Annotated in this window: 23 protein-coding genes; 16 read left to right on the top strand and 7 right to left on the bottom strand. The window is 63.2% G+C overall.

Annotated features, from left to right (window positions below; all coding sequences use genetic code 11):
- Positions 1 to 202 precede the first annotated feature (202 nt).
- Positions 203 to 805, bottom strand: coding sequence for a flavin reductase (locus JSS27_03200; GenBank protein ID MBS0207939.1), 603 nt, complete (start codon positions 803 to 805; stop codon positions 203 to 205).
- Positions 806 to 882: 77 nt separating this feature from the next.
- On the opposite strand from JSS27_03200, the gene JSS27_03195 reads away from it, so the two are divergent.
- From JSS27_03195 to JSS27_03180, 4 genes are all read left to right on the top strand, one after another.
- Positions 883 to 1,989, top strand: a complete 1,107-nt coding sequence (locus tag JSS27_03195; protein ID MBS0207938.1) for an FAD:protein FMN transferase — start codon at positions 883 to 885, stop codon at positions 1,987 to 1,989.
- A 216-nt stretch (positions 1,990 to 2,205) separates the two neighbouring features.
- On the top strand, positions 2,206 to 2,943 hold the full coding sequence (locus JSS27_03190; GenBank protein MBS0207937.1) for a DedA family protein: 738 nt from the start codon (positions 2,206 to 2,208) through the stop codon (positions 2,941 to 2,943).
- Positions 2,924 to 4,000 (top strand): hypothetical protein, encoded by a 1,077-nt coding sequence (locus JSS27_03185; GenBank protein MBS0207936.1) that lies wholly within the window; start codon positions 2,924 to 2,926, stop codon positions 3,998 to 4,000. The genes JSS27_03190 and JSS27_03185 overlap by 20 nt, the downstream gene beginning before the upstream one ends.
- Positions 4,001 to 4,511: 511 nt before the next feature.
- Positions 4,512 to 5,342 carry a sugar phosphate isomerase/epimerase gene (locus tag JSS27_03180; protein MBS0207935.1) on the top strand — a complete coding sequence of 277 codons (831 nt, stop codon included), beginning with the start codon at positions 4,512 to 4,514 and terminating at the stop codon, positions 5,340 to 5,342.
- 202 nt (positions 5,343 to 5,544) lie between these two features.
- On the opposite strand, the gene JSS27_03175 is transcribed toward JSS27_03180, so the two are convergent.
- Positions 5,545 to 6,807 (bottom strand): PQQ-binding-like beta-propeller repeat protein, encoded by a 1,263-nt coding sequence (locus JSS27_03175; GenBank protein MBS0207934.1) that lies wholly within the window; start codon positions 6,805 to 6,807, stop codon positions 5,545 to 5,547.
- Between the two features lie 267 nt (positions 6,808 to 7,074).
- On the opposite strand from JSS27_03175, the gene JSS27_03170 reads away from it, so the two are divergent.
- Complete coding sequence (locus JSS27_03170; protein ID MBS0207933.1) at positions 7,075 to 7,332, top strand: (2Fe-2S)-binding protein; 258 nt, start codon at positions 7,075 to 7,077, stop codon at positions 7,330 to 7,332.
- A 237-nt stretch (positions 7,333 to 7,569) separates the two neighbouring features.
- Here JSS27_03170 and bioD read toward each other — a convergent pair whose 3' ends face one another.
- Positions 7,570 to 8,280 (bottom strand): dethiobiotin synthase, encoded by a 711-nt coding sequence (gene bioD / locus JSS27_03165; GenBank protein ID MBS0207932.1) that lies wholly within the window; start codon positions 8,278 to 8,280, stop codon positions 7,570 to 7,572.
- Positions 8,281 to 8,371: 91 nt separating this feature from the next.
- On the opposite strand from bioD, the gene JSS27_03160 reads away from it, so the two are divergent.
- The 5 genes from JSS27_03160 (at position 8,372) to JSS27_03140 (ending at position 12,905) form a co-directional block, all read left to right on the top strand.
- Entirely contained in the window at positions 8,372 to 9,259 is an 888-nt protein-coding gene (locus JSS27_03160) for a carbon-nitrogen hydrolase (protein ID MBS0207931.1), read from the top strand.
- Between the two features lie 142 nt (positions 9,260 to 9,401).
- Positions 9,402 to 10,331, top strand: a complete 930-nt coding sequence (locus JSS27_03155; protein MBS0207930.1) for a HAMP domain-containing histidine kinase — start codon at positions 9,402 to 9,404, stop codon at positions 10,329 to 10,331.
- A complete protein-coding gene (locus JSS27_03150; protein ID MBS0207929.1) occupies positions 10,325 to 11,041 on the top strand; it encodes a response regulator transcription factor in 717 nt (238 codons plus the stop codon). Before JSS27_03155 ends, JSS27_03150 begins: the two co-directional genes overlap by 7 nt.
- 340 nt (positions 11,042 to 11,381) lie before the next feature.
- The gene (locus JSS27_03145) at positions 11,382 to 12,197 is read left to right on the top strand and encodes a DUF1080 domain-containing protein (protein ID MBS0207928.1); all 816 of its coding nucleotides are present in this window, start codon (positions 11,382 to 11,384) and stop codon (positions 12,195 to 12,197) included.
- A 105-nt stretch (positions 12,198 to 12,302) separates the two neighbouring features.
- A complete protein-coding gene (locus tag JSS27_03140; protein ID MBS0207927.1) occupies positions 12,303 to 12,905 on the top strand; it encodes a hypothetical protein in 603 nt (200 codons plus the stop codon).
- A gap of 106 nt (positions 12,906 to 13,011) precedes the next feature.
- On the opposite strand, the gene JSS27_03135 is transcribed toward JSS27_03140, so the two are convergent.
- From JSS27_03135 to JSS27_03125, 3 genes are all read right to left on the bottom strand, one after another.
- Positions 13,012 to 14,148, bottom strand: a complete 1,137-nt coding sequence (locus JSS27_03135) for a hypothetical protein (protein MBS0207926.1) — start codon at positions 14,146 to 14,148, stop codon at positions 13,012 to 13,014.
- 137 nt (positions 14,149 to 14,285) lie between these two features.
- Positions 14,286 to 15,929 carry an HDOD domain-containing protein gene (locus JSS27_03130; GenBank protein MBS0207925.1) on the bottom strand — a complete coding sequence of 548 codons (1,644 nt, stop codon included), beginning with the start codon at positions 15,927 to 15,929 and terminating at the stop codon, positions 14,286 to 14,288.
- 235 nt (positions 15,930 to 16,164) lie between these two features.
- Positions 16,165 to 16,995, bottom strand: a complete 831-nt coding sequence (locus JSS27_03125) for a sugar phosphate isomerase/epimerase (GenBank protein ID MBS0207924.1) — start codon at positions 16,993 to 16,995, stop codon at positions 16,165 to 16,167.
- A gap of 493 nt (positions 16,996 to 17,488) precedes the next feature.
- On the opposite strand from JSS27_03125, the gene JSS27_03120 reads away from it, so the two are divergent.
- Both JSS27_03120 and JSS27_03115 read left to right on the top strand, forming a co-directional pair.
- Positions 17,489 to 18,385 carry a site-specific DNA-methyltransferase gene (locus JSS27_03120; protein ID MBS0207923.1) on the top strand — a complete coding sequence of 299 codons (897 nt, stop codon included), beginning with the start codon at positions 17,489 to 17,491 and terminating at the stop codon, positions 18,383 to 18,385.
- A gap of 561 nt (positions 18,386 to 18,946) precedes the next feature.
- Positions 18,947 to 19,417, top strand: a complete 471-nt coding sequence (locus JSS27_03115; GenBank protein ID MBS0207922.1) for an HNH endonuclease — start codon at positions 18,947 to 18,949, stop codon at positions 19,415 to 19,417.
- A gap of 54 nt (positions 19,418 to 19,471) precedes the next feature.
- Here JSS27_03115 and JSS27_03110 read toward each other — a convergent pair whose 3' ends face one another.
- Positions 19,472 to 20,413 (bottom strand): site-specific DNA-methyltransferase, encoded by a 942-nt coding sequence (locus JSS27_03110; protein MBS0207921.1) that lies wholly within the window; start codon positions 20,411 to 20,413, stop codon positions 19,472 to 19,474.
- A 418-nt stretch (positions 20,414 to 20,831) separates the two neighbouring features.
- On the opposite strand from JSS27_03110, the gene JSS27_03105 reads away from it, so the two are divergent.
- From JSS27_03105 to JSS27_03090, 4 genes are all read left to right on the top strand, one after another.
- A complete protein-coding gene (locus JSS27_03105; GenBank protein MBS0207920.1) occupies positions 20,832 to 21,134 on the top strand; it encodes a hypothetical protein in 303 nt (100 codons plus the stop codon).
- Between the two features lie 306 nt (positions 21,135 to 21,440).
- Positions 21,441 to 22,415, top strand: a complete 975-nt coding sequence (locus JSS27_03100; protein MBS0207919.1) for a hypothetical protein — start codon at positions 21,441 to 21,443, stop codon at positions 22,413 to 22,415.
- A 12-nt stretch (positions 22,416 to 22,427) separates the two neighbouring features.
- Positions 22,428 to 23,099 (top strand): hypothetical protein, encoded by a 672-nt coding sequence (locus JSS27_03095; GenBank protein ID MBS0207918.1) that lies wholly within the window; start codon positions 22,428 to 22,430, stop codon positions 23,097 to 23,099.
- Positions 23,100 to 23,410: 311 nt separating this feature from the next.
- Complete coding sequence (locus JSS27_03090) at positions 23,411 to 24,325, top strand: ThuA domain-containing protein (GenBank protein MBS0207917.1); 915 nt, start codon at positions 23,411 to 23,413, stop codon at positions 24,323 to 24,325.
- Positions 24,326 to 24,364: the final 39 nt, after the last annotated feature.

The following is a 24,364-nucleotide window of genomic DNA, read 5'->3' as shown; positions in this document are numbered from 1 at the left end:
AGTCCTGACGAGTCTACGCACGGCCACACGGCGTCACCGCCGACGACCGCGAATGACTCTGCCGATAAGGCAATTTATGGTAACCTCGAAAAGCTTGATGGTCAACAATTTAACCGCTTGCCCAACATGAACTTGCGTTAATTATTGCCGGCTGTGGCGCGAGGTTCGGCAGGAACGCGAGACGCAGCCGCCAACGCGCCGGTCATTGCGCCAGGGCAAAGCTCGTCCGCAGCCGGTCGCGCCAAGCCGCGCGCAGCGGCGTGAGCCGGGCGATGTCGACCTGCATGTTCTGTCGAAGCGTGTCGCGCTCGGTGGGGGAAAGTGCGGCGAAAAAGTCCTGCTCGACCAGGGGCGCGCCGGCGCTGGATGCGGGGGACACGGCCACCGGTTCGAGCCACAGGAAGACCCGATCGCCGGTGTGGTGCCGATCGATCACGCGACAGTCGAACCAGGCCAGCGCGCCGTCCACGACGGGAAGCGACGACGGCGCGGCAGTGGTGGCGACGCCGGCGAACTTGTCGGCAGCACGGCCCGAGCAGGCGGCGAATTGCCACGCCAGCCGACTTCCTTGCGCGCCGAGCAGGTGAATCACCGCGGCTCCGCTTCGCTCGATCAGCTCGGTGGTGAAGTGGCTGACGGCCAGCGAGATGAGGAACAACGGGCTCGCGGTGTCGAGCGACACCGGCGCGACCCAGGTGGCGGTCAGGCCACTTCGCGCGCCGCCGTGGGCCGCGGTGATCAGCCAGACCGGTCGGTTGCCAAGCCGATTGACGGCGTCGAACGTGGCGGCGATTGCGTCGTTCATCGAAGGGGTTCCACACAAGGCCCTGTTGGCGCCTATGATAGTAGCAGTTCTCGATCTGTTTTAGCAGTGAGCCGCCCGTGACCGAGCCGCCGCAAAGCAACCGACGCGAGTTCCTTACCGGTCGGGCCGGCGCGCGCGTGGTCCGGCAAACGCTCGATCAAATGATCGAGCGGGCCAACGAATCGCTCGATGGCGTCCTTGACGACACGGGTGCTGGGGATCCTTACCTGGTCAAGCTCGGCCGCCGCGCGATGGCCTGTGAATTCGAATTGTACCTGAACGCTGGGCAATACCCCCAAGGCGTGGAAGCCGGCATCAACGCGCTCGACCTGGTCGAGCAACTCGAAGCGCAGCTCACCGTCTATCGCGAGACCAGCGAGATCATGCACCTGAACCGCACGGCTCACGACGCGCCCCAGGAGGTCGAGCCCCAGTTGTTCGCGCTGCTGGAGCGGGCGGTCGAACTGTGGCGAGAAACGGGCGGCGCGTACGACATCACCGCCGGGCCGTTGAGCCGCGTCTGGGGCTTTTCACGCCGCGCGGGCGCGATCCCCGAGCCGAGTGCGCTCGCCGAAGCGCTCGCGCCCGTCGGCAGCCAGCACTTGGAACTGAACCGCGAGACACGCACGCTGCGCATGAACGTGCCGCGGATGGAAATCAACCTCGGGAGCATCGGCAAGGGCTACGCGCTCGATCGCTCGGCCCAATGGCTGACCGCGGCCGATGTGAACGACTTCCTCTGGCACGGCGGGCAAAGCAGCGTCCTGGCCCGCGGCTGTGGCGCGTCGTCGGCGGCGCTGGGCGGCTGGTTGGTCGGCCTGCAACATCCGGTTGGCCCCAAACGTCGTTTGGCCGAGGTCGTGTTGCGCAATCGCGCGCTGGCGACCTCGGGGGCCAGCGTGCAATACTTTCGCTATCAGGGCCGGCGCTATGGACACATTTTGGATCCGCGCACGGGCTGGCCGGCCGAGCAAGTTTTTTCGGCCACGGTCGTCGCCCCCACCGCGGCCGAGGCCGACGCGCTGTCGACGGCGTTCTATGTGCTGGGGGTCGACGCGGCCAGCGACTATTGCGACCGGCATCCCGAAGTGGGGGCGCTGTTCGTCTATCCCAGTCCAAGCGGCAGCAAGACCGAGCTGGCGATCATCGGGCTCGAGCCGGACGAATATCGGCTGTGCATTTAATGGCGCGCGGTGATCGTCAACGCGCCAGGCCGGCCGTCTTTGCGCCAGCACCTAAGGTGGCAACTCGGCGACCGCTGGAAGCTTGCTAGACCTTGCGCACCTCGGCAAGCTAGAATGACGCAGCCAGTTGCCGCGCAGCGTCGTGATGCGACCTGATTGGCCTCGACGTCAGCATCGGCATGTTTCGCCCCTTCTTCGGCCCGCTCAACTAACGTCATGTTCGATTTGCTTGAGCACGGCTCGTACGCTGGCATCATCCTGGTACTGGTGCTCACGGGGGCCGGGCTGCCCATTCCTGAGGAAGTGTTCGTGATCGGCGCTGGCATTGCCAGCAGCCACGCCAAGCTGAACTGGGCGTTGGCCTTGCCGGCGTGCCTGGTGGGGGCGCTGCTAGGGGACTTGATGACCTACAGCATCGGCCGCCATTTTGGCCGGACGTTGCTGCGCGACCATCACTGGTTCATTCGCTACATGACCCCCGCTCGCGAACGGGAAATCGAAGCTCGCATCCATCAATACGGCATGCGGGTTTTCTTTCTGTCCCGGTTCATGCCCGGTTTGCGCTCGCCGGTCTATCTGACGGCGGGGATTGTCCGGTATCCGTTCTGGAAGTTCGTGGTTGTCGATTCGATCTGCGCCGCGACGGTGATTTGCACCTTTTTCGGCCTGAGCTTCTTTTTCGCCGATCGAATCACCCAGTGGTGGCCGGTCATTCAACGCGCCGAGGTCGGGCTGACCGTGCTAGTGATCTTGGCGATTATCGTCGCCGTGGGTTACTTTTACTGGCGTCATCGCCGGAAAGTGGTGCAAGAACCATTATGGCGAGTCGACGCGCGGGGAGTGGCCGAGCCGGACGGGACGGCCAGCGTGCCATTGCGCGACACCGAGCCGGCGGCCGCGGCCGGCGAGGCTCCGCTGGCGGGAGGGAAGAAACATGGCGACGCAATTGAATAATTCGAGCCCTGTGCGCGCGGGCCGCGCGCTCCGCGCGGCGGTGTGCCTGATTGCGATGGCGCTAAGCGCGCTGTTCGCGGCGCAAGCTCTGGCCGCCACGCCGGTGATCATGCATCCGACGTTGATGGCCAATGTGCGGATGCTCGATCTGCACATCTCGGGTGGCAAGATCGTGTGCGGGCCGCTCGAGCCGCCGCGCTCGATGAACAGCAGCCACCGGAACAACACCCGCGGCGAGAAGCTGACCATCACCTGCAACGGCCCGTCGGTGACGCTGCACTATGAGCTGAAATTGCCCGAGTGGGAGCTGAGCTATCACCTGTCGGGCGGGCGCGAGATCACGCTTCGCCGCACGCCGCTGGCGGCCACCGACAACACCAAGGTCGAGTTCACGCAAACGGCCGAGGGGCCGCTGGTGCTGCGGGTCGAAAAAGGGGACGAACGGCGCACGCTGGCGGCGTCGAGCCTGTGGCTGTTGATGCTCGATGATCCGGCGTTGTGCGCCGCCGAGTTGGCGCCGTACCTGGAGATCATTCACCCGCAATGGCGGATCGCCCAGCGAGCCGAAGCGCTCGAACGTGCGCTGTTGCGCACGTCGACGCAAGCGCCGGCCTACGACACGCGGCAAATCCTCGGCTGGGTCCACCAGTTGGGAGACGGCCGGTTCACAGCGCGGCAAGCCGCCCAGCGACAATTGACCGAGGCCGGCCCGGTGGTGTTGCCGCTGCTGAAGCAGTTCGACCTGGGCCAGCTCGACGCCGAGCAGCGCTATCGGCTGAAGCAGGTGATGCGCGGCTTTGTCGATGAAGAGGACGACTCGAACGACCGGCTGACGCTGTTGATGGCCGGCGACGCCTGGACCTGGTTCACGTTGATGCGCCGCGACGACGCGGAAGTCCGCCGCCAGGCGTACGACCGGTTGAAGATGCTCGTCAGCGCCCCGGTCAAGTTCGATGCCGCGGCGCCGGCCGAAGAGCGCGCGGCGCAGCTGGCGCAGATCGAGCAAGCGATCTTGCAATCGATCCAGCAGACGCGCGAGCGGTTGACCGCTCCCTGAGCAGTATGGACGGCAGCGCGGTTGTTTAATTGCCGCTGCTCTCTAGATCGCTTCTCGATTCAGTATAGCGTGCGTATCTTCCAAGCCGGTGGCTTTGCCACCGAGATTGGCGGCAGAGCCGCCGGCTTGGGTAAGCAAACGATACACGCTCCCGAGAATTGCTCTAATGCGGCGATGCGCTGTGCCGTCGGGCACGTTTGGTCGCGTGCTACCATTGACGCGATGAACGTCCGAACAGATTTTCGTGGCGGAACCGCGCCATCGTTGTCGACCGCCGCTTGCCAGCGCGGGATGATTTGTCGATACTCGGTGACTTCCGTTTGGCCATCGGCCGAGAGACGTGAGGGGAGCAGGCGGTGATCGGGCTGTTCGCTCGGCGGCGTCGCGTAGTGGAAGCTTCGATTTGCGAAGGGGCAACTGCGCTGGCTCTCTGGCACGGGCGACGCCGCCAAGTCTCGCGCCGCTGGCCAGGTATTGCCGACGGTTCATCGCACGGAGCGCTCAGGCCCTCATGGCACGGTTGTCGATTAACGAACTTACGACGTTTCGCTGGACGTTCGATCAGGATGTTCAGCAACTCATTGCCGGCGGTTTCAAATCGATCGGCGTTTGGCGGCACAAGCTCGACGATTTCGGTCGCGAACGGGGCGTCGACTTGCTGGCCAGCAGCGGTCTGGAAGTGTCGAACCTGGCCTGGGCCGGCGGCTTCACGGCCAGCGACGGACGGACGCTCCGCGAGTCGATCGACGATGCGCTCGACGCCATCGCGCTGGCGGCCGAGCTGCGGGCCGCCACGCTGCTGGTTTACTCGGGTCCGCGCGCGGGGCATACCAACGCGCACGCCCGGCGGCTGTTTCGCGAAGCGCTGAAGCAGCTTGTTCCCGCCGCCGAACAACAGGGGGTGACCTTGGCGCTCAAGCCGGTGCATGCCCTGATGGCCACCGAATGGTCCTTCCTGGTCGGGCTCGACGAGCCCTTGGCGCTGGTCCAGGAGTTCAACAGCCCGCGGCTCAAGCTGGCGATCGACACGTACCAGACGCCGTGGGACGACAAGGGACAGCAACAACTGGCGGCCGCCGCGCCGCACGTGGCGCTGGTGCAATTGGCCGACGGGCGCGCGCCGACCTACTGTGAAGAGCGGCACACGCCGTTGGGCGAAGGGGAAGCGCCGCTATTGTCGCTGATCGCGGCCCTCGAAAGGGGCGGCTACCGGGGAGATTACGACGTGGTGCTGATGGGGCTGGAAGTCCCGCCCGACGACTACCCGACGCTGCTGCGCAAAACGCACTCGACGTTCAAGCAGTTGCTTCCCGTCGCCAGCAGCATCCGCGAAAGCGCTTGAGGCAGATTTCGCCACGGAGGCACGGAGGGCTACACGGAGTAGATGTGAATGACCAATGCCCAAGCACCAATGACCAATAATGCGAAGGAGCCGGCTGTGTTCTATTGGTCATTGAGGCTTTGTTTCCCCGCTTACTCTTCCTCCTCCGTGCAAATCTCCGTGCCACCGTGTCTCCGTGGCAAAACAGCGGCGGAACAGGCCCTCAGTTCTCGACGCAGTACAAGTGCTCGTACGTGCGCAGGAAGACCTGGCCGTTCGAGAAGGCGGGCGTGGAATTGCTGTGCTCGCCCAAGCGATTCTCGGCCAGCACTTCCAGCCGCTCGGCATTCGGCGTCCAGACGATGGTCGTCCCCTCCTGATTGGTCGTGTACAGCCGGCCATCGGCAAAGATGGTCGAGCCCCAGAGTTTGCTCCCCGGCAGGCGCGCCTTCCAGCGATCGACGCCGGTCTTGGGATCAAGGCACTGAGCCAGACCGATCTCGTTGGCGATGTACAGCAGCCCATCGACGATCACGCCCGAGCCGATGCGCTGCGGATTGCGCGAGGTCTGTCGCCAAAGGCGATTCGTCTCGGTGGTGTTGCCCGAGCCGCCGAGCTTGAAACCAATAGCCGGGCCGTGATAGCCCCCCATCGCCACGGCGACGCCGTCCCCCAGGACGATGTCGGTGTAAACCAGGTCACCCAGTCCGTCGACGCGCCAGGTCGGCTCGCCGTTGGCGGCGTCATAGGCTTGGACAAAGCGCGGCAGCGAGACCAGCACCTGCCGCCGGGCGTCGATCGTGGCCACGACCGGCGTGCTCCACGAACCAGTCCACAACGGCTTCTCGCCGTCGCCCCGGTTCTCTTCGCCGGCGTCGCCGCCGGGGACGTCTTGTTGCCAGACGGTCTTGCCCGATTCGAGTTCCAAGGCGATGACGAACTGCCGCGCGCCGGGTCCGCAGTTCAGGTAGACCAGCTTGCCGTCGATGACCGGCGACGAGCCATAGCCCCAGATGTGCCGGAACAACCCGAGGTCGCGCGACCAGAGCGCCTGGCCATCGGTGGCCGAGTAGCAATGCACCCCGGCCGAGCCGTGCCAGACGACCACGCGACCGCCGGCGACCGCCGGGGACGAGCCGCAGTAAGGGTTCGTGCCGTGCGTCGGATCTTCCTCCAGGAACGAGACGACTTGCTGCCAGCGCTGCTTGCCCGACTGTCGATCAAAGGCGTACGTCCCCCGTTGCTTGCCGCGCTCGCTGGCGCAGGTGACAAAGACCGTGTCGCCGGCCACGACGGGGCTGCTGTTGCCGGGGCCCGGCAGGGGCATCCGCCAGCGGACATGTTCCGACGGGCTCCATTGCTGGGGGACGCCGGTTTCGGACGTGCGGCCGGTTCGGCCAGGGCCGCGAAAATCGGTCCAGTCACCCGCCTGGGCGGTCAAAGCCGTCCCGGCGGTCAACAGCAGCAGACCAAGGAGCTTACGCATAAAACACCTGTGCGATGCGATGACAGCCGAGCCGGGTCATCATACCGGATAGGCAAGGGGCGTTCTGGGCTATCTGGCGGGGCGAGGGCTACGGTTATCCCTTGGCCAGCCTCGATTTGGCCCCGACCGGGTGCTAGCGGTTCGGGTAGCCTGGCGATTTCCCGAGGATTTTCGTTGACACGGCGCGTCAGCCGCTGGTACAAGGAATGAGTTGAGATTGAGTATCAATTTCATTCCCACCTAGCCTTCCCTCCACCTCGCACTCTCATGGTTGTGGCTTACTACACGGTCGCCGATGAAATGGCGCCGGTCACAAGCTGCGATTCTTGCACATCGGTCGCTAGTGACGCGACGGTTGTCTGCCGTTGTTTGAACGTCACCGAAGACGATCTGCGCGATGCGTCGGCCCTTTGTCCGTTGATGTCGCTGTGCGAAGTCGCGCGCGTCACCGGCGCCGGCTCGGGCTGCACCGCCTGTCACCGGCGGCTGCGGAAGTTCATCGCCCTGCAAAACGCCGGCTCGTAAACGGGCCAGGTGTTTCTCGTTAATTCACCCACATCTTTGGGTAGTGGAACCGGGTAGCACCGGTTGCTTGCCAACCGGTGCGGCAACCGCCGCCAGAGGCATCGAGGGTGGAGCGCACCTCTCACCCCGTTCGCATCGTCGTTTTTCTCACGAACGGCAAGCATCGGACCTTGACCTCTTGCCGCTCGCGCGGCACCGGTTGCTTTAGCAACCGTTGCTACCCATTGCGAGAGCGCACTAGCGGCGCTGCAACGGCTTCCCTTGCGCCAAGGCGAGCCAGTCGATTGTCTCGCTGAACGCGTTGGCCTGCCAGCCGACGCGCGCCAACAGTGGCGGCACGCAGCGAGCCGCCAGTTCCTCGGCATTGGTGGCCGCGCTTGGGTCGGCTTCGGCCGAGGTTCGATTTAAGACCACGCCCGCCACGTCGAGCCCGCGACGGAATGTGGCGGCCACGATCAATGTTGACAAGGTTTGATGGATCGTTCCCAGCGCATCGCGCGCCACGACCATCAGCGGATAGCCAAAATCGTGGGCCAGGTCGGCCGCATAGTCGTCGTCGCTGATCGGGGCCATCAGCCCACCGGCTCCTTCGACCAGGACGATGTCGCTCGATGCGAGCCAAGGTTCGAGCCCCGCGCGCAGCAGCGCCGCGTCGACCGTGTCGCCTTGCTCGGCGGCCGCGCGCGGCGGCGCCAGCGGCGCGCGAAAGCGCTGGGGGCAGACTTGCTCTAACGTGCCGGGCCGGCCGGCCGCTTCCCACAGTGCCACCGCGTCATCACTGACCAGCGTGCCGGCTTCCAAGCGGCAGCCGCTGGCGACGGGTTTATACACGCCCACGCGCAAGCCCCTCGCCACCAACTGTCGCGCGATCAACGCGGTGACGTAGGTTTTGCCGACGTTCGTGTCGGTGCCGGTGATGAACAGGCCTGGAACCCGGTTGTCATTCATAGCGCCTAGGGTACCATCAACTTGCCGGTCGGCAATTGGCGCGGGCCGGCGAAGCGTGCGACCGCCCCCCTTGTTGCGAGCGAGCTGACTTATGGCTGTGCCGAATCTTGTTCCCCCGGCCAAGGTGACCGTGGCGCTGGTCCAGATGACCTGCGTACACGCGAAGCGCCCCAACGTCGAGAAGGCGCTGGCTCGCATTGGCGATGCCGCGGCGCGCGGGGCGAACATCGTCTGTCTGCAGGAACTGTTCCACGGCCACTATCCGTGCCAGAGCGAAGACTTCTTGCGCTTTGACGAGGCCGAGTCGCTGACGGGGCCGACGGCCGAGGCGCTGGCCGAGGCGGCCAAGCAGCACGGCGTGGTGATCGTCGGCTCGTTGTTCGAGCGTCGCACGCAGGGGCTGTATCACAACACGGCGGTGGTGTGGGACGCCGACGGTCGGCCGGTACACACTTATCGCAAGATGCACATTCCCGACGACCCGCTGTACTACGAGAAGTTTTACTTCACGCCGGGCGATCTTGGCTTCAGCAGTTGCGCGACGCGGTTTGGGCAGTTGGGCGTGTGCGTCTGCTGGGACCAGTGGTATCCCGAGGCGGCGCGGATCACGGCCCTGCGCGGGGCGCAGATCATCTTCTACCCGACGGCCATTGGCTGGCAGGCTCACGAGAAGGCCGAGTTCGGTGCCAGCCAGCACGACGCCTGGCAGACCATGATGCGCAGCCACGCGATCGCCAACGGCTGTTTCGTGGTGGCGGTCAACCGAACTGGCGTCGAGGGGGGGATCGAGTTCTGGGGGGCGTCGTTCGTGGCCGATCCGGCCGGCAATCTGCTGGCCCTGGCCAGCCATGACAAGGAAGAAACCCTGCTGGTCGAGTGCAACCTGGACCAGATTGACTCGGTGCGGACGCACTGGCCGTTTTTGCGAGATCGCCGCATCGATGCGTACGGCGACCTGCTGCGAAGGTATATTGATTGAGGGGAAGTTGCTAGTTGCTAGTTCCTAGTTGCTAGTAAAGGCGAGGAAACTTGCCGCGCGGTTTAGGCGTTCGATTTCCTGCCCGCCTCTTTCCCCACTCGCAACTAGCAACCAGCAACTAGCAACTTCCCCCCCGCCCCCCATGCTCCGTCGCCGATCCATTAGCTGGCCGATCACGCTGGGCACGATCATGATCGTGCTGCTGGTGGCGCTGATCGTCGGCTGGGTGCTGCTGGCGGTCAACGCCTCGCAATACGCCAGCTACTGGTGGGCGGTGCTGGCCCTGGGACTGACGTTCCTGGTGCTGGTGTTGGTCGGCGTGGTCCTTTACCTGGCGATGTCGGTCAAGGAGATCGCGCTCAATCAGCGGCAGTCCAATTTCATCGACAGCGTCACGCACGAGTTCAAAAGCCCGATCTCCTCGTTGAAGCTGTACCTGCAGACTCTCTCGCGCCGCAACGTGCCCGAGTCGCAGCAGGCCGACTTCTATCGCTACATGCTCGAGGACGTCGAGCGACTCGACTCGCTGATCAATCACCTGCTGGACGCGGCTCGGCTCGATCAACAACCCGACGCCGCCGAGTTGCAAGACGTGCCGTTGTTGGAAGTCTTTCGCGGCGCGGTCGAGTCGGCCGTTCACCGCTACGGCGTGCCGGTCGAGTCGGTCCAGATCGACGCCGCCCCGTCGATGGTGCATGCCCGGGCGATGGACGTCGAGATCGTGTTCCGCAACCTGATCGACAACGCGGTCAAATACTCGATGCCCAGCCCCGAGGTGAAAATCGAAAGCTGGCTGAACGGCCGCGGCACGGTCATCACGCGAGTCAGCGACAACGGCCCGGGCATTCCGATCAACGCGCGGCGCAAGATTTTTGGCCGGTTCGTTCGGCTGGGCAACGAACTCGAGCGAAAGCAGACCGGCACGGGGCTGGGCTTGTTCATCGTGCGAACCCTGGTCCGGCGAATGCGCGGCCGCGTCCAGGTGCGCAGCCCGTTGACCCGCGGTGGGACCGTGATGGAAGTCGAATTGCCCGGCGGGCCGCCGCTGGCCGGCGCGGCGACACCATCATGAAGCGCATCCTGGTGGTCGAAGACGAGCAGCATCTGGCATTCGGCATCAAGTTCAATCTGGAAGCCGAAGGTTACGACGTCACGGTGTGTACCGAGGGGCCGGCGGCGCTGGCCATGATCGAGGACGATCCGCTGGGGATCGAGCTGGTGGTCCTCGATCTGATGCTGCCGGGCATGAGCGGCTATGCGATCTGCGAAGAGATTCGCAAGCAAGGAAACCAGGTTCCGGTGCTGATTCTCAGCGCGCGGACGCTGACCGAGGATCGCATTCGCGGCTTCGACGTCGGAGCCGACCAGTATCTGACCAAGCCGTTCGAGTTGGACGAGCTAATCAGCCGGGTGCGGAACTTGCTGGCCCGGTTCAGCCGCCGCCCCGCGCCGACGACCAAGGAGCTGAAGACTTACGACTTTGGCCGCGCGCAGATCAACTTTGACACCTACGAAGTCAACGTCGCCGGCCAGCCGGTGCAACTGACCGCAACCGAGATGAAGCTGCTGCGGTACTTCATCGACAATGAAGAGAGCGTGATCAGCCGCGCGCAACTGCTGGAGGACGTGTGGGGCTTCGCCAACTCGCCCACCACGCGAACCGTCGACAATTTCATCGTCCGGCTGCGCAAATACTTCGAGCTGGACCCAGCCGAGCCGCAGCATTTCTTGAGCGTCCGCGGGGCGGGCTATCGGTTCGTGTCGGGGAACGCGCCGGCGTGAGCGGCGGCGGGTCTTTACCATCGAGGCACAATGCTACGAAATGACGAATGACGAAGGGGATTCGACCACGACGACACGACGGGCACGACGGGCACGACGTCGGAAAGTACCAAGAAAAATGAACCGCAAAGACGCAAAGGAAGACGTGGGAGGAGAACGCGGAAGTAACGTACGCTTGTGGTTTAGCCCCGAGCCATAGGCCCGCGAGAGTCCATTACTCGGCACTTATCGTGCATCACTTCCTACGTCGTGTCGTCGTGGTCGAATTCTAATCGGATTTCTTTGCGACCTTTGCGTCTTTGCGGTTCAAATTTGTCAGGAAGCGGCAGCGCGCTGGCGTATGGCCCTGGGGCTAAACGGGAAAGTGCCCAGGGCTTCTATCCCCACATTTCAATCCCCATCCTCTCCGTGTTTTCTCCGTGTCCGCTGTGACTCCGTGGTTAATCCCCTATGCAGTGGCAAAAAACCATCATCTGCCTGTTGCCTTGGCCCGGCGGTGAGGCCAAACTTGGCTCTACTCCACTTTTTGCCCCCGCCCCGCCCGAGGTACCGTGCCGTGAAATGGTTTGCGCCGCTGACCGCGTTGTTGTGTGTGTTGTCGCTGAACGTAACGGCCCGGGCTGCCGAGCCAACGCCCGACGCCGAGGGCTGGATTCGCATTTTCGACGGCAAGACGCTGGACGGCTGGCAGGCCAACGAGAGCCCCGAAAGCTGGACGGTCGAAGAAGACGCCTTGGCCGGCCACGGCGCGGTCAGCCACTTGTTCTACGTCCGCCAGGAGTTCACCGACCTGGAGTTCAAAGCCGACATCAAGCTGGCCGCCGGCAGCAACTCGGGCATGTACTTCCGCACCGCGATGGGGCCGAAGTTCCCCAAGGGTTACGAAGCCCAGGTGAACAACAGCCACAAGGATCCCAAGCGAACCGGCACGCTGTACCACTTTGTCGACGTTCGCGAACAACTCGTGGCCGACGACACCTGGTGGATCCAGCACGTCATCTGCCAAGGGAACCACATCATCATCAAGGTCAACGGCAAGACGGTCGTCGACTTCGTGGACGAAAAGAACTCGTTCACGCGCGGCTATGTCGCGCTGCAGCAGCACGATCCAAAGAGCAAGGTCTGGTACAAGAACCTAATGGTCAAGCCGCTGTAGTCGTCTGATAGATCGACTCGGCGGACGCGGGCCATCCCGCGGCACGCCCGTTGCACTTGGTTCAGTTTGAGTCACGCTTACTGGTTATCGATCGGGAGAATTGAGATGAAACGCGCCGTCTTCACCGCGGTGTTGGGTTGCCTGTTGAGTTGCTCGGGCGTGGCGCTGGCCGGGCTGTCGAGCGAAGCGCTCGAAGAAGAGTACGGCAAAGGGGTTCACTACTATTTCAGCGGCAATTACACCGAAGCCCATAAACTGTTCACCGCCGCCATCGAGGCGGGCATCAACGACCCGCGGCCGTATTACTTCCGCGGGCTGTGCTGTCTGAACCTGGGGCGACAGCCGGACGGCCGCGCTGACTTCATGAAGGCCGCCAAGCTCGAGACCAGCGAATCGTCCCAGTTCTACGACGTGAGCCGGAGCTTGGAGCGCGTGCAAGGAAGCAGCCGGGCGATGCTGGAAAACTACCGGGTCGAAGCTCGAGTGCTGGCCGCCAAGCAGCGCGAACAGGTGCGCGCCAAGCGTTATGAATCAAATCGCCGAGCGATTGCCGGCGGCACACCGGTCGCTCCGGCCAAGCCCATGGCCGCCGCTCCGGCAGGCGAGCCAGGCGCTGCGCCAGCCGAGCCCGGGGCCGCGCCCACGCCGCCAGCGCCCGGGGCCGCGCCCGCCAATCCGGCCGCGCCCGCGAACCCGTTTGCGCCCTAGGGAAACGATCCACGCGAAACGATGAACGATAAATGAAGGGAGGCCGGGCACGTGCCCGCTCCGCATGTCTTCCGTTTATCGCTTCTCGTTCATCATTTATCGTTTCCTAATTCCCCGAGATCGGCACCGGCACGAAGCAGACCAGCGGGATCAATAGCGACGCCAGTCCCAGCATGCGTCGGAACCAGCCAATCGGCGCCGCGTCGTTGGCCGTGCGCGGGTGATCGGTCCCGATCAGCATCACCAAGGCCAGCATCACGATCCAGGTCGGCTGCTGCGAGATGGCCATGGCGATACCCGCCGCGACCACGAGTCCGCGCGCCAGCCAGTGGGCCCCGCGACCGAACAGGGCATAGGCCACGTGCCCGCCGTCCAACTGGCTGATCGGCATCATGTTCAAGCCGGTGATCAGCATCCCGACCCAGCCGGCCATATAGAGCGGATTCCAGGCCAGCGAATCGTTCGGACCCAGGTTCGGATGGAGCCAGTGGACCATCCACTTCAAGACCAGCGGGTCGTTGAAGATCATCGGGCTATTGCCGGGCTGACTCTGGGCGATGCCAATCCACGCGACCGGCAGCGCCACCAGCAAGCCCGCGATCGGGCCGCTGATGCCGATGTCGAACAATTGCCGCCGGTCGGCTTGCGAGCCGCGCATGGCGATCAGCGCTCCCATCGTCCCCAGTGGCGAGATCGGCATCGGAATGAAATAGGGCAAGCTGGCCGGCACGCGGTGACGAACCGCCTGGATGAAGTGTCCCATCTCGTGGGCCAATAGAATCGCCATCACGGCCAGCATGTACATCAGGCCGTCATGCCAATGATCGGCGACGGTCTCGACAGCCGCGGCCAGCACGTACAGCGGATCGATCGGCAGCCCCACGGCGATCATCGGCCCTTCGGGGCCTTCGCTGCCGGCGGCGCCGGCCCAAAACGTCGACAGGCACGTCACCAGAAACAGCACCAGCGGCAGGATCAGGCGCCGTTGCCGGGGCTGAGCATATTGCTGGTCCGGCGGCAGGGACTGGTGTGACGCCCCTGGACGCGGCGCGTAAGGATTTCTGACATGCACCCGCACCGGCTCGACGATTTCGGCCTGGACGGGAGGCAGCAAGGTTTCCGCCGGCGCGTCGAGCGAAGCGGGGCGGGGCGGCTCGCCGCCCGCCGAAGAGGGCGGCCTGGGGTTCCACTCGGCCGACGACCGGGGAGTTGCCGGCGGTTCATGGTCGGCCGAATCAGTCATCTCGAAATCGCTCGTCGGACAAGGATCGTCGCGCGGAAAAACACTCTCGCGGCCCTAACGGAAGCATATCGCCCGAGGCCCGGATCGGAAAGTCAAGGCCCGCGTGGCGCGCCATAACTCCTTGCCCCACCGAAGAGCTAGAGCTCGATGCTCTTCAGCGTGTTGCCCGACACTTGTGCCGCTTGCAAGCAGCGGGCCGCCGCCAGCACCAGTTGCTGGCCAGAAAAATTCTTGGGCACCATCGCGGCCGCCGCCACGCCGACGCTGACGGTCACCGGATGCTGGTAATGAGCAAACCGATCGCGCACGCAGCGCAGCGCGTGCAGGCCGCAATCGCTCGCCTGGCCCCGATCGGCGTTGGGCAACAGCAGCGCGAAGCGGCTGATCGACAATTCGATCATGGCCGCGCCCCAGTGATCGACCTGTCGGCAGATCGCCGCCAGTTGCTGGCAGCAGGAAGTGTGCTGCACGAGTCCCAACTCGGCCCGCTGGCGATCGTCGCGGTCGAGCGCCACCAGCACCAGACTGAGTGCGCATCGCGCCTGGCGACAGTCATCGGACATCCGCTGCACGCGGTCGAGCAATTCTTCCAAGGCCGACACGGCCGAGGCCGGCGCCGTGGCCTGGGGAGGAGTCGAAGGCACGCTCGCCGCGGGGGGCGCGGCAGCTACGCCGGCGGGCACTGTGGCCGACGCCGATGCGTTGGCCGACGCTCCCACTCGCAGCGCCGACCAGGGGGAGCCGGCCAGGGCCATCAATTGCCGGACTTGATCGCCCAATTCCACGTCATCGCCGCGCGGGGCGCGCCGCGCGCCGGCGGTCATCAACTCGGTGGCCCATTGCGAGACATTGTCGCTCAGGCGTTGATGCGCTTGCGTGATCACTTCGGCGTAATCAAGGTCGTCAGGCAGAGCCATCGACAACGCGTCGCCCAGCTCGCGGACGCGGCATTCGACCAGGGTCGACCAGCCGGTCAATTGCTCGGGGGTGATGGCACTGAGCTGCCGCAGTCGTTGCAGCAGTAGCGGCAGGTGGTCGTCCTGGCGCTCGACCAACACGAGCGCCCAATGTTCGGCCAGCGCCAAGATTTCGGCCAGCGTTCCTTCCCGATCGGCGCGGGTCGGCTGGCTGGCGTCGAGGTGCGGTGCGCTGCTGGCAATCGCGTCGACCAGCGCGGCCGGCATGTTCCAGCGGCGCAGCAACTGGGCCGTCAGCTCGATATGGTCAAAGCCCAGCGCGCGGCGCTCGACGTCGTCGAGCTGCCGCTGCAGATGGCGCACGCGGCGGACAACCTGAACGTAAGGATCGCCCAGCGACTGAATCAACACCAGCAAGCCGATATCGGCCAGCAAGCCCGCCAGGAAGGCGTCGTCCCCCGACGCCGTGCGCAGTTGCTCGGCCAGGTGCCGGGCCGCGACGGCCTTGGTCAGGGCGTGCCGCCAGTAGGCTTCCAGGACTTGCGTCTGGACGCCGTCGCTCAGACTGCGCGGCAAGCTGAAGCCCAGGACCAGCAGCTTCAATGGCTTTACGCCGAGTAGCGTGATCGCCTGGGTCAGATCGGTCACCGGCCGCGACAGCCCGAACAGCGCGCTGTTCACCACGCGCAGCAGCTTGACGACCAGCGCCGGATCGTGCTCGATGCAGCGTTTAAGATCGGCCGCGCCAACTTGCGGGTCGTTGGTCAACGCCAACACGTCAACCGCGACCGCGGGCAGGCTGTACAAGCCCGAGGTTTGCTCGACGAGTTCATCGAGAGAACGGCCTGGCGCGAGCGTTTCCATGCGCGACACTGCACGAGCAAGGACTTGCCGGGAAGAAGCGAAATGGCCCGAGACAAGAGTAGCTTATTTCCGCCCGAGAGGACGGCGGCGGGGCAGAGTTGCGTGAATTGTAGGGGTTGTGCCGGGGAAAGTGATGAGTGCGGAATGATGAATGATGAATGGAAGGCAAGCATGCTTTCCTCATGCTTTTCACTCATCACTCAACATTCATCACTCATCACTTGGTTCCGGTTCATCACTCCGCATTCATCACTTCTGCCAGCGCCGCCTCAAGATTCTCGATGCTCTCTCGCGCCAATCGCTCCGAACCTGGCGCGTAGTCGAACACCTCGACCGAGACCCAGCCTTGGTAATCGATCTCGCCCAGCGCGCGGAGGATCGGCACAAAGTCCAGGTTCCCCATGCCGGGGCCTTGCTTGTTGGGATCGTTGGCGTGGAAGTGGGCCAGCTCGCGGCGGTGGCGATGGAGCAGCTCTGGAATCGGCGTCGGCTCGGTACACATGGCGATGCAGTCGAGGTGCAAGCGGCAATGAGGCGAGCCGACCATTTCCATCAACTCGACCCCTGCGGCCGCCGTGTTCAAGAACGGCCCCCACTCGGGCGACAGCGGTTCGAGCGCAATCGTCACGTCATTTTCTTCACAGACCGGCATGCAGCGCTCGAGCACGTCGGCGGCGTAGCGCATGGCGTCGTCGTTGCTCACGCCAGGCAGCAAGATGCGCTGCAGCGGCGAGCCCAGCACCATGATCGAGCCCCCCAGATCGCGGCAGCAGCGGGCCAGTTCCCCCAGGTAGGCGCTCGTGGCCGTGCGGACCGCGGCGTCGGGCGTGGTCAGATAAAACCCCTCGGTCTTGGCCAACAACCAGTGCAGACCGATGATCTCGAGGTCGGCCTGGTCGGCCAGCTCGCGGATTTCGCGGCGCTGGGCGGCCGTGATCTGGCGGACGTCGGTGTTGATGGTGAACGGCGCGATTTCCAGGCCCGTGTAGCCGACCTCGCGCGCGAAGTGGAACGCCCGCTCGTGCGGCCAGTCCTGAAACGTCTCGTTGCAAATGGCGAATTTCATAAGGTGCGCGCTTTGGATGAGAGGTTTTGAGAGGCGAGCTTGCGCGCGCCGACAATATGCGTCGATCGTTCGTGTAACCGCCGGCAATTAGTGTGAGGTTGGCAGCGGTAAAAGGCAAACTCGCATCGCTGGCAGCCTTGGCTGCGATAGGGTTAGGTCGTTCGCAGGCGAGCTTTACCCCACGAGACGCTATTTCACATGAAATATCCTGCGTGAAGGACGCTTGGCAACCGGTATTTCTTGAGAAATGGCCGACCACAAGTTGAACGAGAATCGGCGCTACTGTACACTCGCGAACTGACATCAACGGTTGGATGCGCTCGTCCTAAGTCGCCTGTTGAATTGGTGTTAGGAATCATTGAGCACGGATAAACATGCCGCTTTCGAGGGTTGCAGGATGCTAACACGAAACGGTTTCTCAACCGAGTTGACTTGGCCGAAGCAACTCAGGCTTACATCATTCACGCCCGCCTATTGCACGCCGGGCGGCGCGATGTTCCAGATTGACGCCATCGACTTGCTCACGAAGCTGCCGAGCGACAGCGTTGACCTCGTGATGACCTCGCCTCCTTTCGCACTTACGCGTAAGAAGGAGTACGGCAATGAGCCGCTCGACAAGTATCTTGAATGGTTCATGCCATTCTGTTTGGAAATTAAGCGCGTGCTGAAACCGACCGGCAGTTTCGTGCTTGATATTGGTGGCGCGTGGGTGCCAGGTGTTCCTGTCCGCAGTATCTACCACTTTGAACTCGCGGTGAAGTTGGCCAAAGAGTTTTGCCTTGCGCAGGAGTTCTACTGGTACAACCCGGCGCGATTGCCAACACCTGCGGAGTGGGTGACTGTGCGGCGACTGCGTGTCAAAGACGCGGTCAATATGGTTTGGTGGTTCGGCAAATCTGAATGGCCCAAAGCCGATAATCGACAGGTATTGCAGCCCTACAGCGAAAGCATGAAGGGGTTGATTAAGAAGGGCTATAAGGCACAGAAGCGGCCATCAGGTCACGACATTTCAACGAAGTTTCAGCGCGACAACGGGGGGGCGATTCCGTCGAACCTGATCACTATTGCGAACACAGAATCGAATAGCGCTTATTTGCGAAAATGCAAAGAGCGGGGCATTAAGCCGCACCCTGCAAGATACCCGGAACAGTTGGTTCGGTTTTTTGTTGATTACCTCACATCGAAGGGTGATCTTGTAGTTGACCCGTTCGCGGGAAGCAATGTGACTGGGTCAGTTTGCGACGTAAGCGGCCGTCGGTGGTTGGCATCGGAACTAGAGTCACGCTATGTCGAAGGCTCCATACTACGTTTTGAAACAGGACCGCTCTTCGATAACGCACAAGCCCCGATAGGAAAGAGGCGCGTTGCGGCATCCAAGCCAGGGAGTTAAGTCAACGTGCTCTTTTCAAGGCTGGTTGACCTCTTCGTTGACCAACTAGAACGTGCCGGTGCAACGGTCATCAGAAACCAGCAGCGTGATGTAGCGCGACCGGCCAGGCTTCGCGTAATTACAGGCTCGTCGGCGATCGATTGCATCTTGTTTCTTTGGGAAATAACACCTGGGGGAAGACGCCGACCACCGAATGAGCGGCGTATCCAAGCAACTGGCGTGAGTGAGTTTCCCCTTGAACCAGGCCGACGAACATTGATCGGTGGATGGAATCGAGAATCTGAAGTTTGGGCCTTCTGGGATCCTCGCCGTCACACGCGATTTTCCCAGGGATCGTCAAGCTTTCAAACCAATTTAGCGACTCTGACAATTGCCAGGCGCGTTGGAATTGGCACGCAGTTTCGACCAGTCGCCCAGGGCCGGGAAGTAGTTGTCGCGGTCGAACCTGATTCGCTTCTCTGGTATGTAGAACAAGGCTTACCCGTTCACAATTCGGAAGCAGACAGCGCTGGCGTTCAACTGCTTGCGGAGACTGGCCCGGAGACCACGACGGAAGAGCGAATGTTCATTGACGAATCGCAATCCGAAGATCAAGCGTCACGTCGCTATGAATTAGTAACGACGATGCGTGCATATCGCGATGCCAAATTCAAACCAGCCGTCTTGCACGCTTACCGCCATAAGTGTGCGGTTTGTCAGTGTGCGTTGAAGCTTGTTGATGCGGCGCATATCGTTCCAGTTTCCTATCCCCAATCGACGGATGAAGTGACCAATGGGTTGGCGTTGTGCCGCCTTCACCACGGGGCATATGACAACGGTTTGTTGGGGGTACAGTCGAATTATCGAATCATAACGAACCCCGATTGTGAAAGCCGGCTGGCGGGCTTACAGCTTCACATGGGGCTTGAAGAGTTCAAGGCCCGGTTGCCTCAGCAGATTGTTATTCCGAGCGCCTTGGAAGCGCGCCCCAATCCTCAGAAGCTGATCTTGGGCTTGAGGGCGCGAAACTGGCCACACACATTTTGCGCGTAGTTTTTGTGCAATGCCCGCAGCGACGTCTCCCTTAAAGGGAGACGTGAAAAACCGTCACCGGTCATTCCGCGCCAGGCGTTTCTTCCTGGGCTTCGCCTTGCCGCGGTCGTCCAGACGCCGCCCGTTGGCGGTCGTCGGCGCGCTGACCAGCGGCTCGGCCGCGCCGTCGAGTTCCTGGCCGACTTCGGTCGCTGCCAGGCGCTGTTCGATCCGCGCCGCGTACTCCGGCGACAATTCATAGCCCAGGAAATTGCGCCCCAGCTTTTTGGCCACGACCAGCGTGGTGCCGCTGCCGCCGAAGGGGTCAAGCACTAGTTCGCCCGGGTTGCTGCAGGCCCGAATGATCCGGCCCAAGAGCTGCTCGGGCATCTGGCAACCGTGCCAGCCGGCGCGCTCTTTGAACGTGCCGCACACGCGGGGGAAGTACCACGTGTTCTCGTCGGGCGTGAAGCCGACCGGCAAATCTTGCGGGCGCAGAATCCAGGTGTCGTCGGGGAGACGACCCACGGGGTTGGCCCGCCGGTCGCCATAGACCAGTTGCCGCGCCGAGGGGACGCGAATCTGCTCGGCGTTGAAGGTGCATTGTTGCGGGTCTTTGACCATGTGGAACAGATGGGCGTGCGAGCGGCTGAACTTGTATTTGCAGTTCACGCCGAACGTGTAATACCAGACCACCCAACTGCGACAGGCCAGCCCCAGCTCGCGCTGCATCAGCACCTTGAGCTCGGCGGCATATTCGTCCCCAATGGCCAGCCAGAACGTGCCGGTCGGCTTGAGCACACGGTTCACCTCGCCCAGCCACGTACCGCACCAGGCGAGGTATTCATCCGCCGCCCGGCGATCTTCGTAAACGTCGTAGTCGTAGCCGATGTTGAACGGCGGATCGGCGAAGGCCAGATCAACGCAGCCGTCGGGCAGCCGGCGCAGGCCTGCGACGCAGTCTTGGTGGTGCAGCCGGTTGATGACCGATTTCAACGAGGATTGCTTGTGGGCCATGAGACGAGCGCGGGGCAAAGCGTGCGGAATCCGTGCAAAGCAGGGGGGCGGGTCCGTCCAGGTCGGCGTCCAACAAGCCCCGGGGCCGATAACATCGAGAGCGGAAGTATGGTAGCACGAACGGCCGGGCGAGCAACCGTTCGCACCCCGGGATGGTGGGGCAGTTTGCATCTAGGACGTTGGGTCGCCGGGGTCAGAGCGCAGCGATGGCCCCGTGGTGACGGTTCGGGGCCATCACTTCGTTCTGACCCCGCCACCCCGTTTCACCAAACTGGCCTACTACGCCAGACGAAACGGCACTAGAGACTCCCCGAAAAAGGTGGTAAATTGTCGGTTTCGACCTCCCGGCCCCCCAGCGCGCCGTTGACCGAGCGCTCCACAATCGACGCCCCCTTTACGTTCGAGAAGGATAGAGCCCATGGCACGCAAAGTTCTGAATCGGAAAGAATTACGCAAGGAATCGGACGCTGCCGAAGGGGCCGAGGGGAAAGAAGCCAAGGCCAAAGCGCCCAAGGCGCCGGCCAAGCGCAAAAGCCGTGCCAAGACCGCCAAGGAAGTTCGCCTGAAGGCGTTTTGGGGCGTGTTCAATCAATCGCTCAAGCGGGTGGCGCTGTTCGAATACAGCCAAAAGAAGCAGGCCGAAAAGAAGGCCGCCGAGCTGACCACCAACCAGAAGACTCCCCACTTCGTCCAGCCGGTCAAAGAAGTCATCGCCGAGTAAGCTGGCGCGATTGGGCCCGCTCCTTTGGCACGACTGAATCGGCACTTGCGGCACGCGACTCTCGCGTCGCGCACCGGCAGCGATTAGGCTAAGAGCCGCCGGATGAGGAGCCCCGTGGCCGGCCGACTGGCATCGCGCGAAGTTCTGGTGTTCCAATCGCGATGCTTCTGGGCTTGCAACGCTTCGACCCTCCCCCCTGCCCCTCCCTGACAGGGAGGGGTGTTCGTCCGTGATTGTGCAGCGCGAGTCTCAATGAAAGATCGCACGACGAATCGAATCTGAAAAACTTCTGACCGGAATCCACCGATGGCGGCTCCCGCGCAAGGCGACATTTACACCCGCTGGCTTGGCGTCACCGAGACGGCCCGGCCGTTGAATCACTATCAATTGCTGCGGCTCAAGCAATTCGAGGACGACAGCGGCCTGATTCGCACCCATTACAACAAGCTCAGCGCCAACGTCCGCAAGTACCTGGCCACCGAGTACGCCGATCGGGCCGGCGGGCTGTTGAACGAGTTGACCCGGGCCATGCTCTGTCTGACCGACACGCGCCGCAAGTCGGACTATGACTCGTCGCTGGGCCGCACCGGCGGCGGCGCCGGCGCCAAGCGCACGTTTGAAGAGATTCTGGTCCTGCGCAAGTTGATCGACGCCGAGAAGCTGACCAAGGCGCAACAGTTGGCGACGGCGATCGGCATGGAGCTGCGCGACGCGATCCTGCAACAGAAGGTCGCCTCGCCCGAGCAGGTCGTCCAGGCCCAGGCCGAAGCGCTCGGCGTGCCGTACCTGGACCTGGCCCACGTGACGCTCGACGTCGGCCTGGCCCAGAAGATGCCAGCCACGTTGGCGCGGCAACACTCGTGCGTGCCGGTGATGTCCGACGACGAACGGGTAATGGTGGCTTCGCCCAACCCGTTGTCGAGCGACCTGGAAGACGAGCTGCGGTTGCGGCTGGGACTGCCGGTGCGGCCGGTGCTGTGTACGCCGACAGCGATCCATGATGTGATCAACAAGTATTACCCGCGCGAGGCCGCCGCGCGCGAAATGGGCCAGACGGTCAATCGCGAGCGTGAGGCCGAGGAACAATACGACCCGGTCGAACGGGCCAAGGCCCGCAAGAACGCGGCCACCATGGCGTTCCTGTGTGGCGCGCTGGGTTTCTATGCCCTGACGTTCGTGATTCAATCGTTGTCGGACCTGGACTTCTTCTTGCAGATTGGCGTCGCCTTGGTGATCGGTGGCGCCGCCGGCGGCATCGCCTGGCTGGTCAAGCGGCGCTAAGTGAGCGACACGATGGATCCACTGCGACTGTCGATTGCGCTGGGGCCGTTGGCGCTCTATCTGCTGGCCATCGGAATGTTGCACCGCAAGCGCACGCCGACCGTGGTCACGGGCAGCCGCGACCTGACGGCCCTGGCACTGGGCGTGTCGGGGCTGGTGACGATTGGCCCGGCCGAGCTGCTGTTGCCGCAGCAAGCCATCATCAACTACGGCCCGCTGGTCTGGGGCATGGTGGCGGTCGTCTACAGCCTGTGCGTGTCGCTGGTGGTTTTGAACAGCAGGCAGCGGCTGGTGATCTACCACGCGCCGGCGCTGGCCGAGTTTCGCCCGATCGTGGCTCAGGTGATTGAAGAGCTCGACCCCGAAAGCCGCTGGGCAGGTTCGACGTTGCTGATGCCGCGGCAGCACGTCGAATTGTCGGTCGAAATCGCCCAAGCCTCGAACACCATCGTCCTGCAGGCGGTCCACGAACACCAGAACCACGCGGCCTGGGCCTTGCTGCACGCCGGGCTGGCGCGACGACTGGCGGCCGCACCGCACCAGCCGAACGCCTGGGGCTATGCGCTGCCGGCGCTGGGTGCGGCGCTGTTGGCGCTGGTCGCCTGGCAACTGACGCAACATCCGGCCGAAGTTACCCAGGCGCTGTTCGAGATGTTACGCCTAACCCGCGGCGACGCTTCCTGAACGGACGGCAGTTGAACCGCACATAACGCAAAGGAAAGTCAAAGAGAATTCGACCACGACGACACGACGGGCACGACGTAGGAAGTGATGAATGATGAGTGCTGAGTGATGAATGCGGCAGGGAAGCACGCAGGCCTTTGGCCTGCGGATTAAACCGCAAGTTGGCCTTACTCCCGCGTTTTCCTCCCACATCTTACTTCGCGTGCCTTTGCGACCTTGTGGTTCAATTTTCTTAACATTTTCCGGCGTCGTGCCCGTTGTGTCGTCGTGGTCGAATCCCATTCGTCATTTCTTCCCGCAGGAGTCCCGCCATGTTCACTCGTCGTCAGGTTCTAACCTCGGCCGGCGCGGCATTGGCCGCCAGCCAATTTCCTTGGGGACAAGTTCGGGCCGCCGACGCGCCGCGGCGCCGCGTGTTGTTCTTTACCAAGAGCAGCAGCTTCGAGCACTCGGCCACCCGGCGAGCCGACGGCCAGCCGGCCTACAACGAACGGGTGTTGACCGAAATCGGCGCCAAGCAAGGCTTTGACGTCACCGCCACCAAGGACGGCAGGGTGTTCGACGGCGACATCAATCAATACGACGCCTTCGTCTTCTACACCACGGGCGACTTGACCCAGAGCGGCACCGACAAGCAGCCGCCGATGAGCGCGGCCGGCAAGCAAAAGCTGATCGACGCCGTGGCCGCGGGCAAAGGGTTCATCGCCTCGCACTGTGGCAGCGACACGTTCCATTCGGCCGGCGAGCGATTCGAGGAGCAATCACAGCTTGACCCATATATCGCCATGCTCGGCGGCGAATTCATCAAGCACGGCCCGCAGCAAAAAGCCCGCCTGGCGGTCACCGACGCCAAGTTCCCCGGCCTGAGCGGCGCTGGCAGCTCGTTCGAGTTGATGGAAGAATGGTACTCGCTCAAGAACTTCGCCGACAACTTGCACGTGATCCTGGTCCAGGACACGCAAGGGATGAAAGGAAGCGACTACGAGCGGCCCAACTACCCGGCTACTTGGGCGCGGATGTACGAGAAGGGACGCGTGTTCTACACGTCGATGGGACACCGCGAAGACGTTTGGGACAATGCCACCTTCCAGGAAGTGATGCTGGGGGCCCTGACCTGGGTCTGTCGCAACGTCGACGCCGACGTGACGCCGAACATCAAGGAAGTGACCCCCGGGGCGCACGTCATGCCCCCGCGCCCGACGCCGACGCCGACGCCGAAGAAGTAACGCTCAGTGCGGCAAATTGCAGAAAGAAAGATTCACCAC

Source organism: Planctomycetota bacterium (assembly GCA_018242585.1).
Taxonomy (GTDB): Bacteria; Planctomycetota; Planctomycetia; order Pirellulales; family PNKZ01; genus JAFEBQ01.
Note: the sequence above shows the minus strand (reverse complement) of the source record. Positions and strands in the feature narration are given on the sequence as shown.

What these genes read in the sequence shown, in the direction of transcription:
- JSS27_03200 (MBS0207939.1), bottom strand. Translation starts at nt 805, where the DNA reads ATGAACGACGCAATCGCCGCCACGTTCGACGCCGTCAATCGGCTTGGC.
- JSS27_03175 (MBS0207934.1), bottom strand. Translation starts at nt 6,807, where the DNA reads ATGCGTAAGCTCCTTGGTCTGCTGCTGTTGACCGCCGGGACGGCTTTG.
- bioD (MBS0207932.1), bottom strand. Translation starts at nt 8,280, where the DNA reads ATGAATGACAACCGGGTTCCAGGCCTGTTCATCACCGGCACCGACACG.
- JSS27_03170 (MBS0207933.1), top strand. Translation starts at nt 7,075, where the DNA reads ATGGTTGTGGCTTACTACACGGTCGCCGATGAAATGGCGCCGGTCACA.
- JSS27_03185 (MBS0207936.1), top strand. Translation starts at nt 2,924, where the DNA reads ATGGCGACGCAATTGAATAATTCGAGCCCTGTGCGCGCGGGCCGCGCG.
- JSS27_03105 (MBS0207920.1), top strand. Translation starts at nt 20,832, where the DNA reads ATGGCACGCAAAGTTCTGAATCGGAAAGAATTACGCAAGGAATCGGAC.
- JSS27_03145 (MBS0207928.1), top strand. Translation starts at nt 11,382, where the DNA reads ATGGCCCTGGGGCTAAACGGGAAAGTGCCCAGGGCTTCTATCCCCACA.
- JSS27_03115 (MBS0207922.1), top strand. Translation starts at nt 18,947, where the DNA reads ATGTTCATTGACGAATCGCAATCCGAAGATCAAGCGTCACGTCGCTAT.
- JSS27_03130 (MBS0207925.1), bottom strand. Translation starts at nt 15,929, where the DNA reads ATGGAAACGCTCGCGCCAGGCCGTTCTCTCGATGAACTCGTCGAGCAA.
- JSS27_03190 (MBS0207937.1), top strand. Translation starts at nt 2,206, where the DNA reads ATGTTCGATTTGCTTGAGCACGGCTCGTACGCTGGCATCATCCTGGTA.
- JSS27_03135 (MBS0207926.1), bottom strand. Translation starts at nt 14,148, where the DNA reads ATGACTGATTCGGCCGACCATGAACCGCCGGCAACTCCCCGGTCGTCG.
- JSS27_03180 (MBS0207935.1), top strand. Translation starts at nt 4,512, where the DNA reads ATGGCACGGTTGTCGATTAACGAACTTACGACGTTTCGCTGGACGTTC.
- JSS27_03100 (MBS0207919.1), top strand. Translation starts at nt 21,441, where the DNA reads ATGGCGGCTCCCGCGCAAGGCGACATTTACACCCGCTGGCTTGGCGTC.
- JSS27_03120 (MBS0207923.1), top strand. Translation starts at nt 17,489, where the DNA reads ATGTTCCAGATTGACGCCATCGACTTGCTCACGAAGCTGCCGAGCGAC.
- JSS27_03160 (MBS0207931.1), top strand. Translation starts at nt 8,372, where the DNA reads ATGGCTGTGCCGAATCTTGTTCCCCCGGCCAAGGTGACCGTGGCGCTG.
- JSS27_03155 (MBS0207930.1), top strand. Translation starts at nt 9,402, where the DNA reads ATGCTCCGTCGCCGATCCATTAGCTGGCCGATCACGCTGGGCACGATC.
- JSS27_03140 (MBS0207927.1), top strand. Translation starts at nt 12,303, where the DNA reads ATGAAACGCGCCGTCTTCACCGCGGTGTTGGGTTGCCTGTTGAGTTGC.
- JSS27_03125 (MBS0207924.1), bottom strand. Translation starts at nt 16,995, where the DNA reads ATGAAATTCGCCATTTGCAACGAGACGTTTCAGGACTGGCCGCACGAG.
- JSS27_03095 (MBS0207918.1), top strand. Translation starts at nt 22,428, where the DNA reads ATGGATCCACTGCGACTGTCGATTGCGCTGGGGCCGTTGGCGCTCTAT.
- JSS27_03110 (MBS0207921.1), bottom strand. Translation starts at nt 20,413, where the DNA reads ATGGCCCACAAGCAATCCTCGTTGAAATCGGTCATCAACCGGCTGCAC.
- JSS27_03090 (MBS0207917.1), top strand. Translation starts at nt 23,411, where the DNA reads ATGTTCACTCGTCGTCAGGTTCTAACCTCGGCCGGCGCGGCATTGGCC.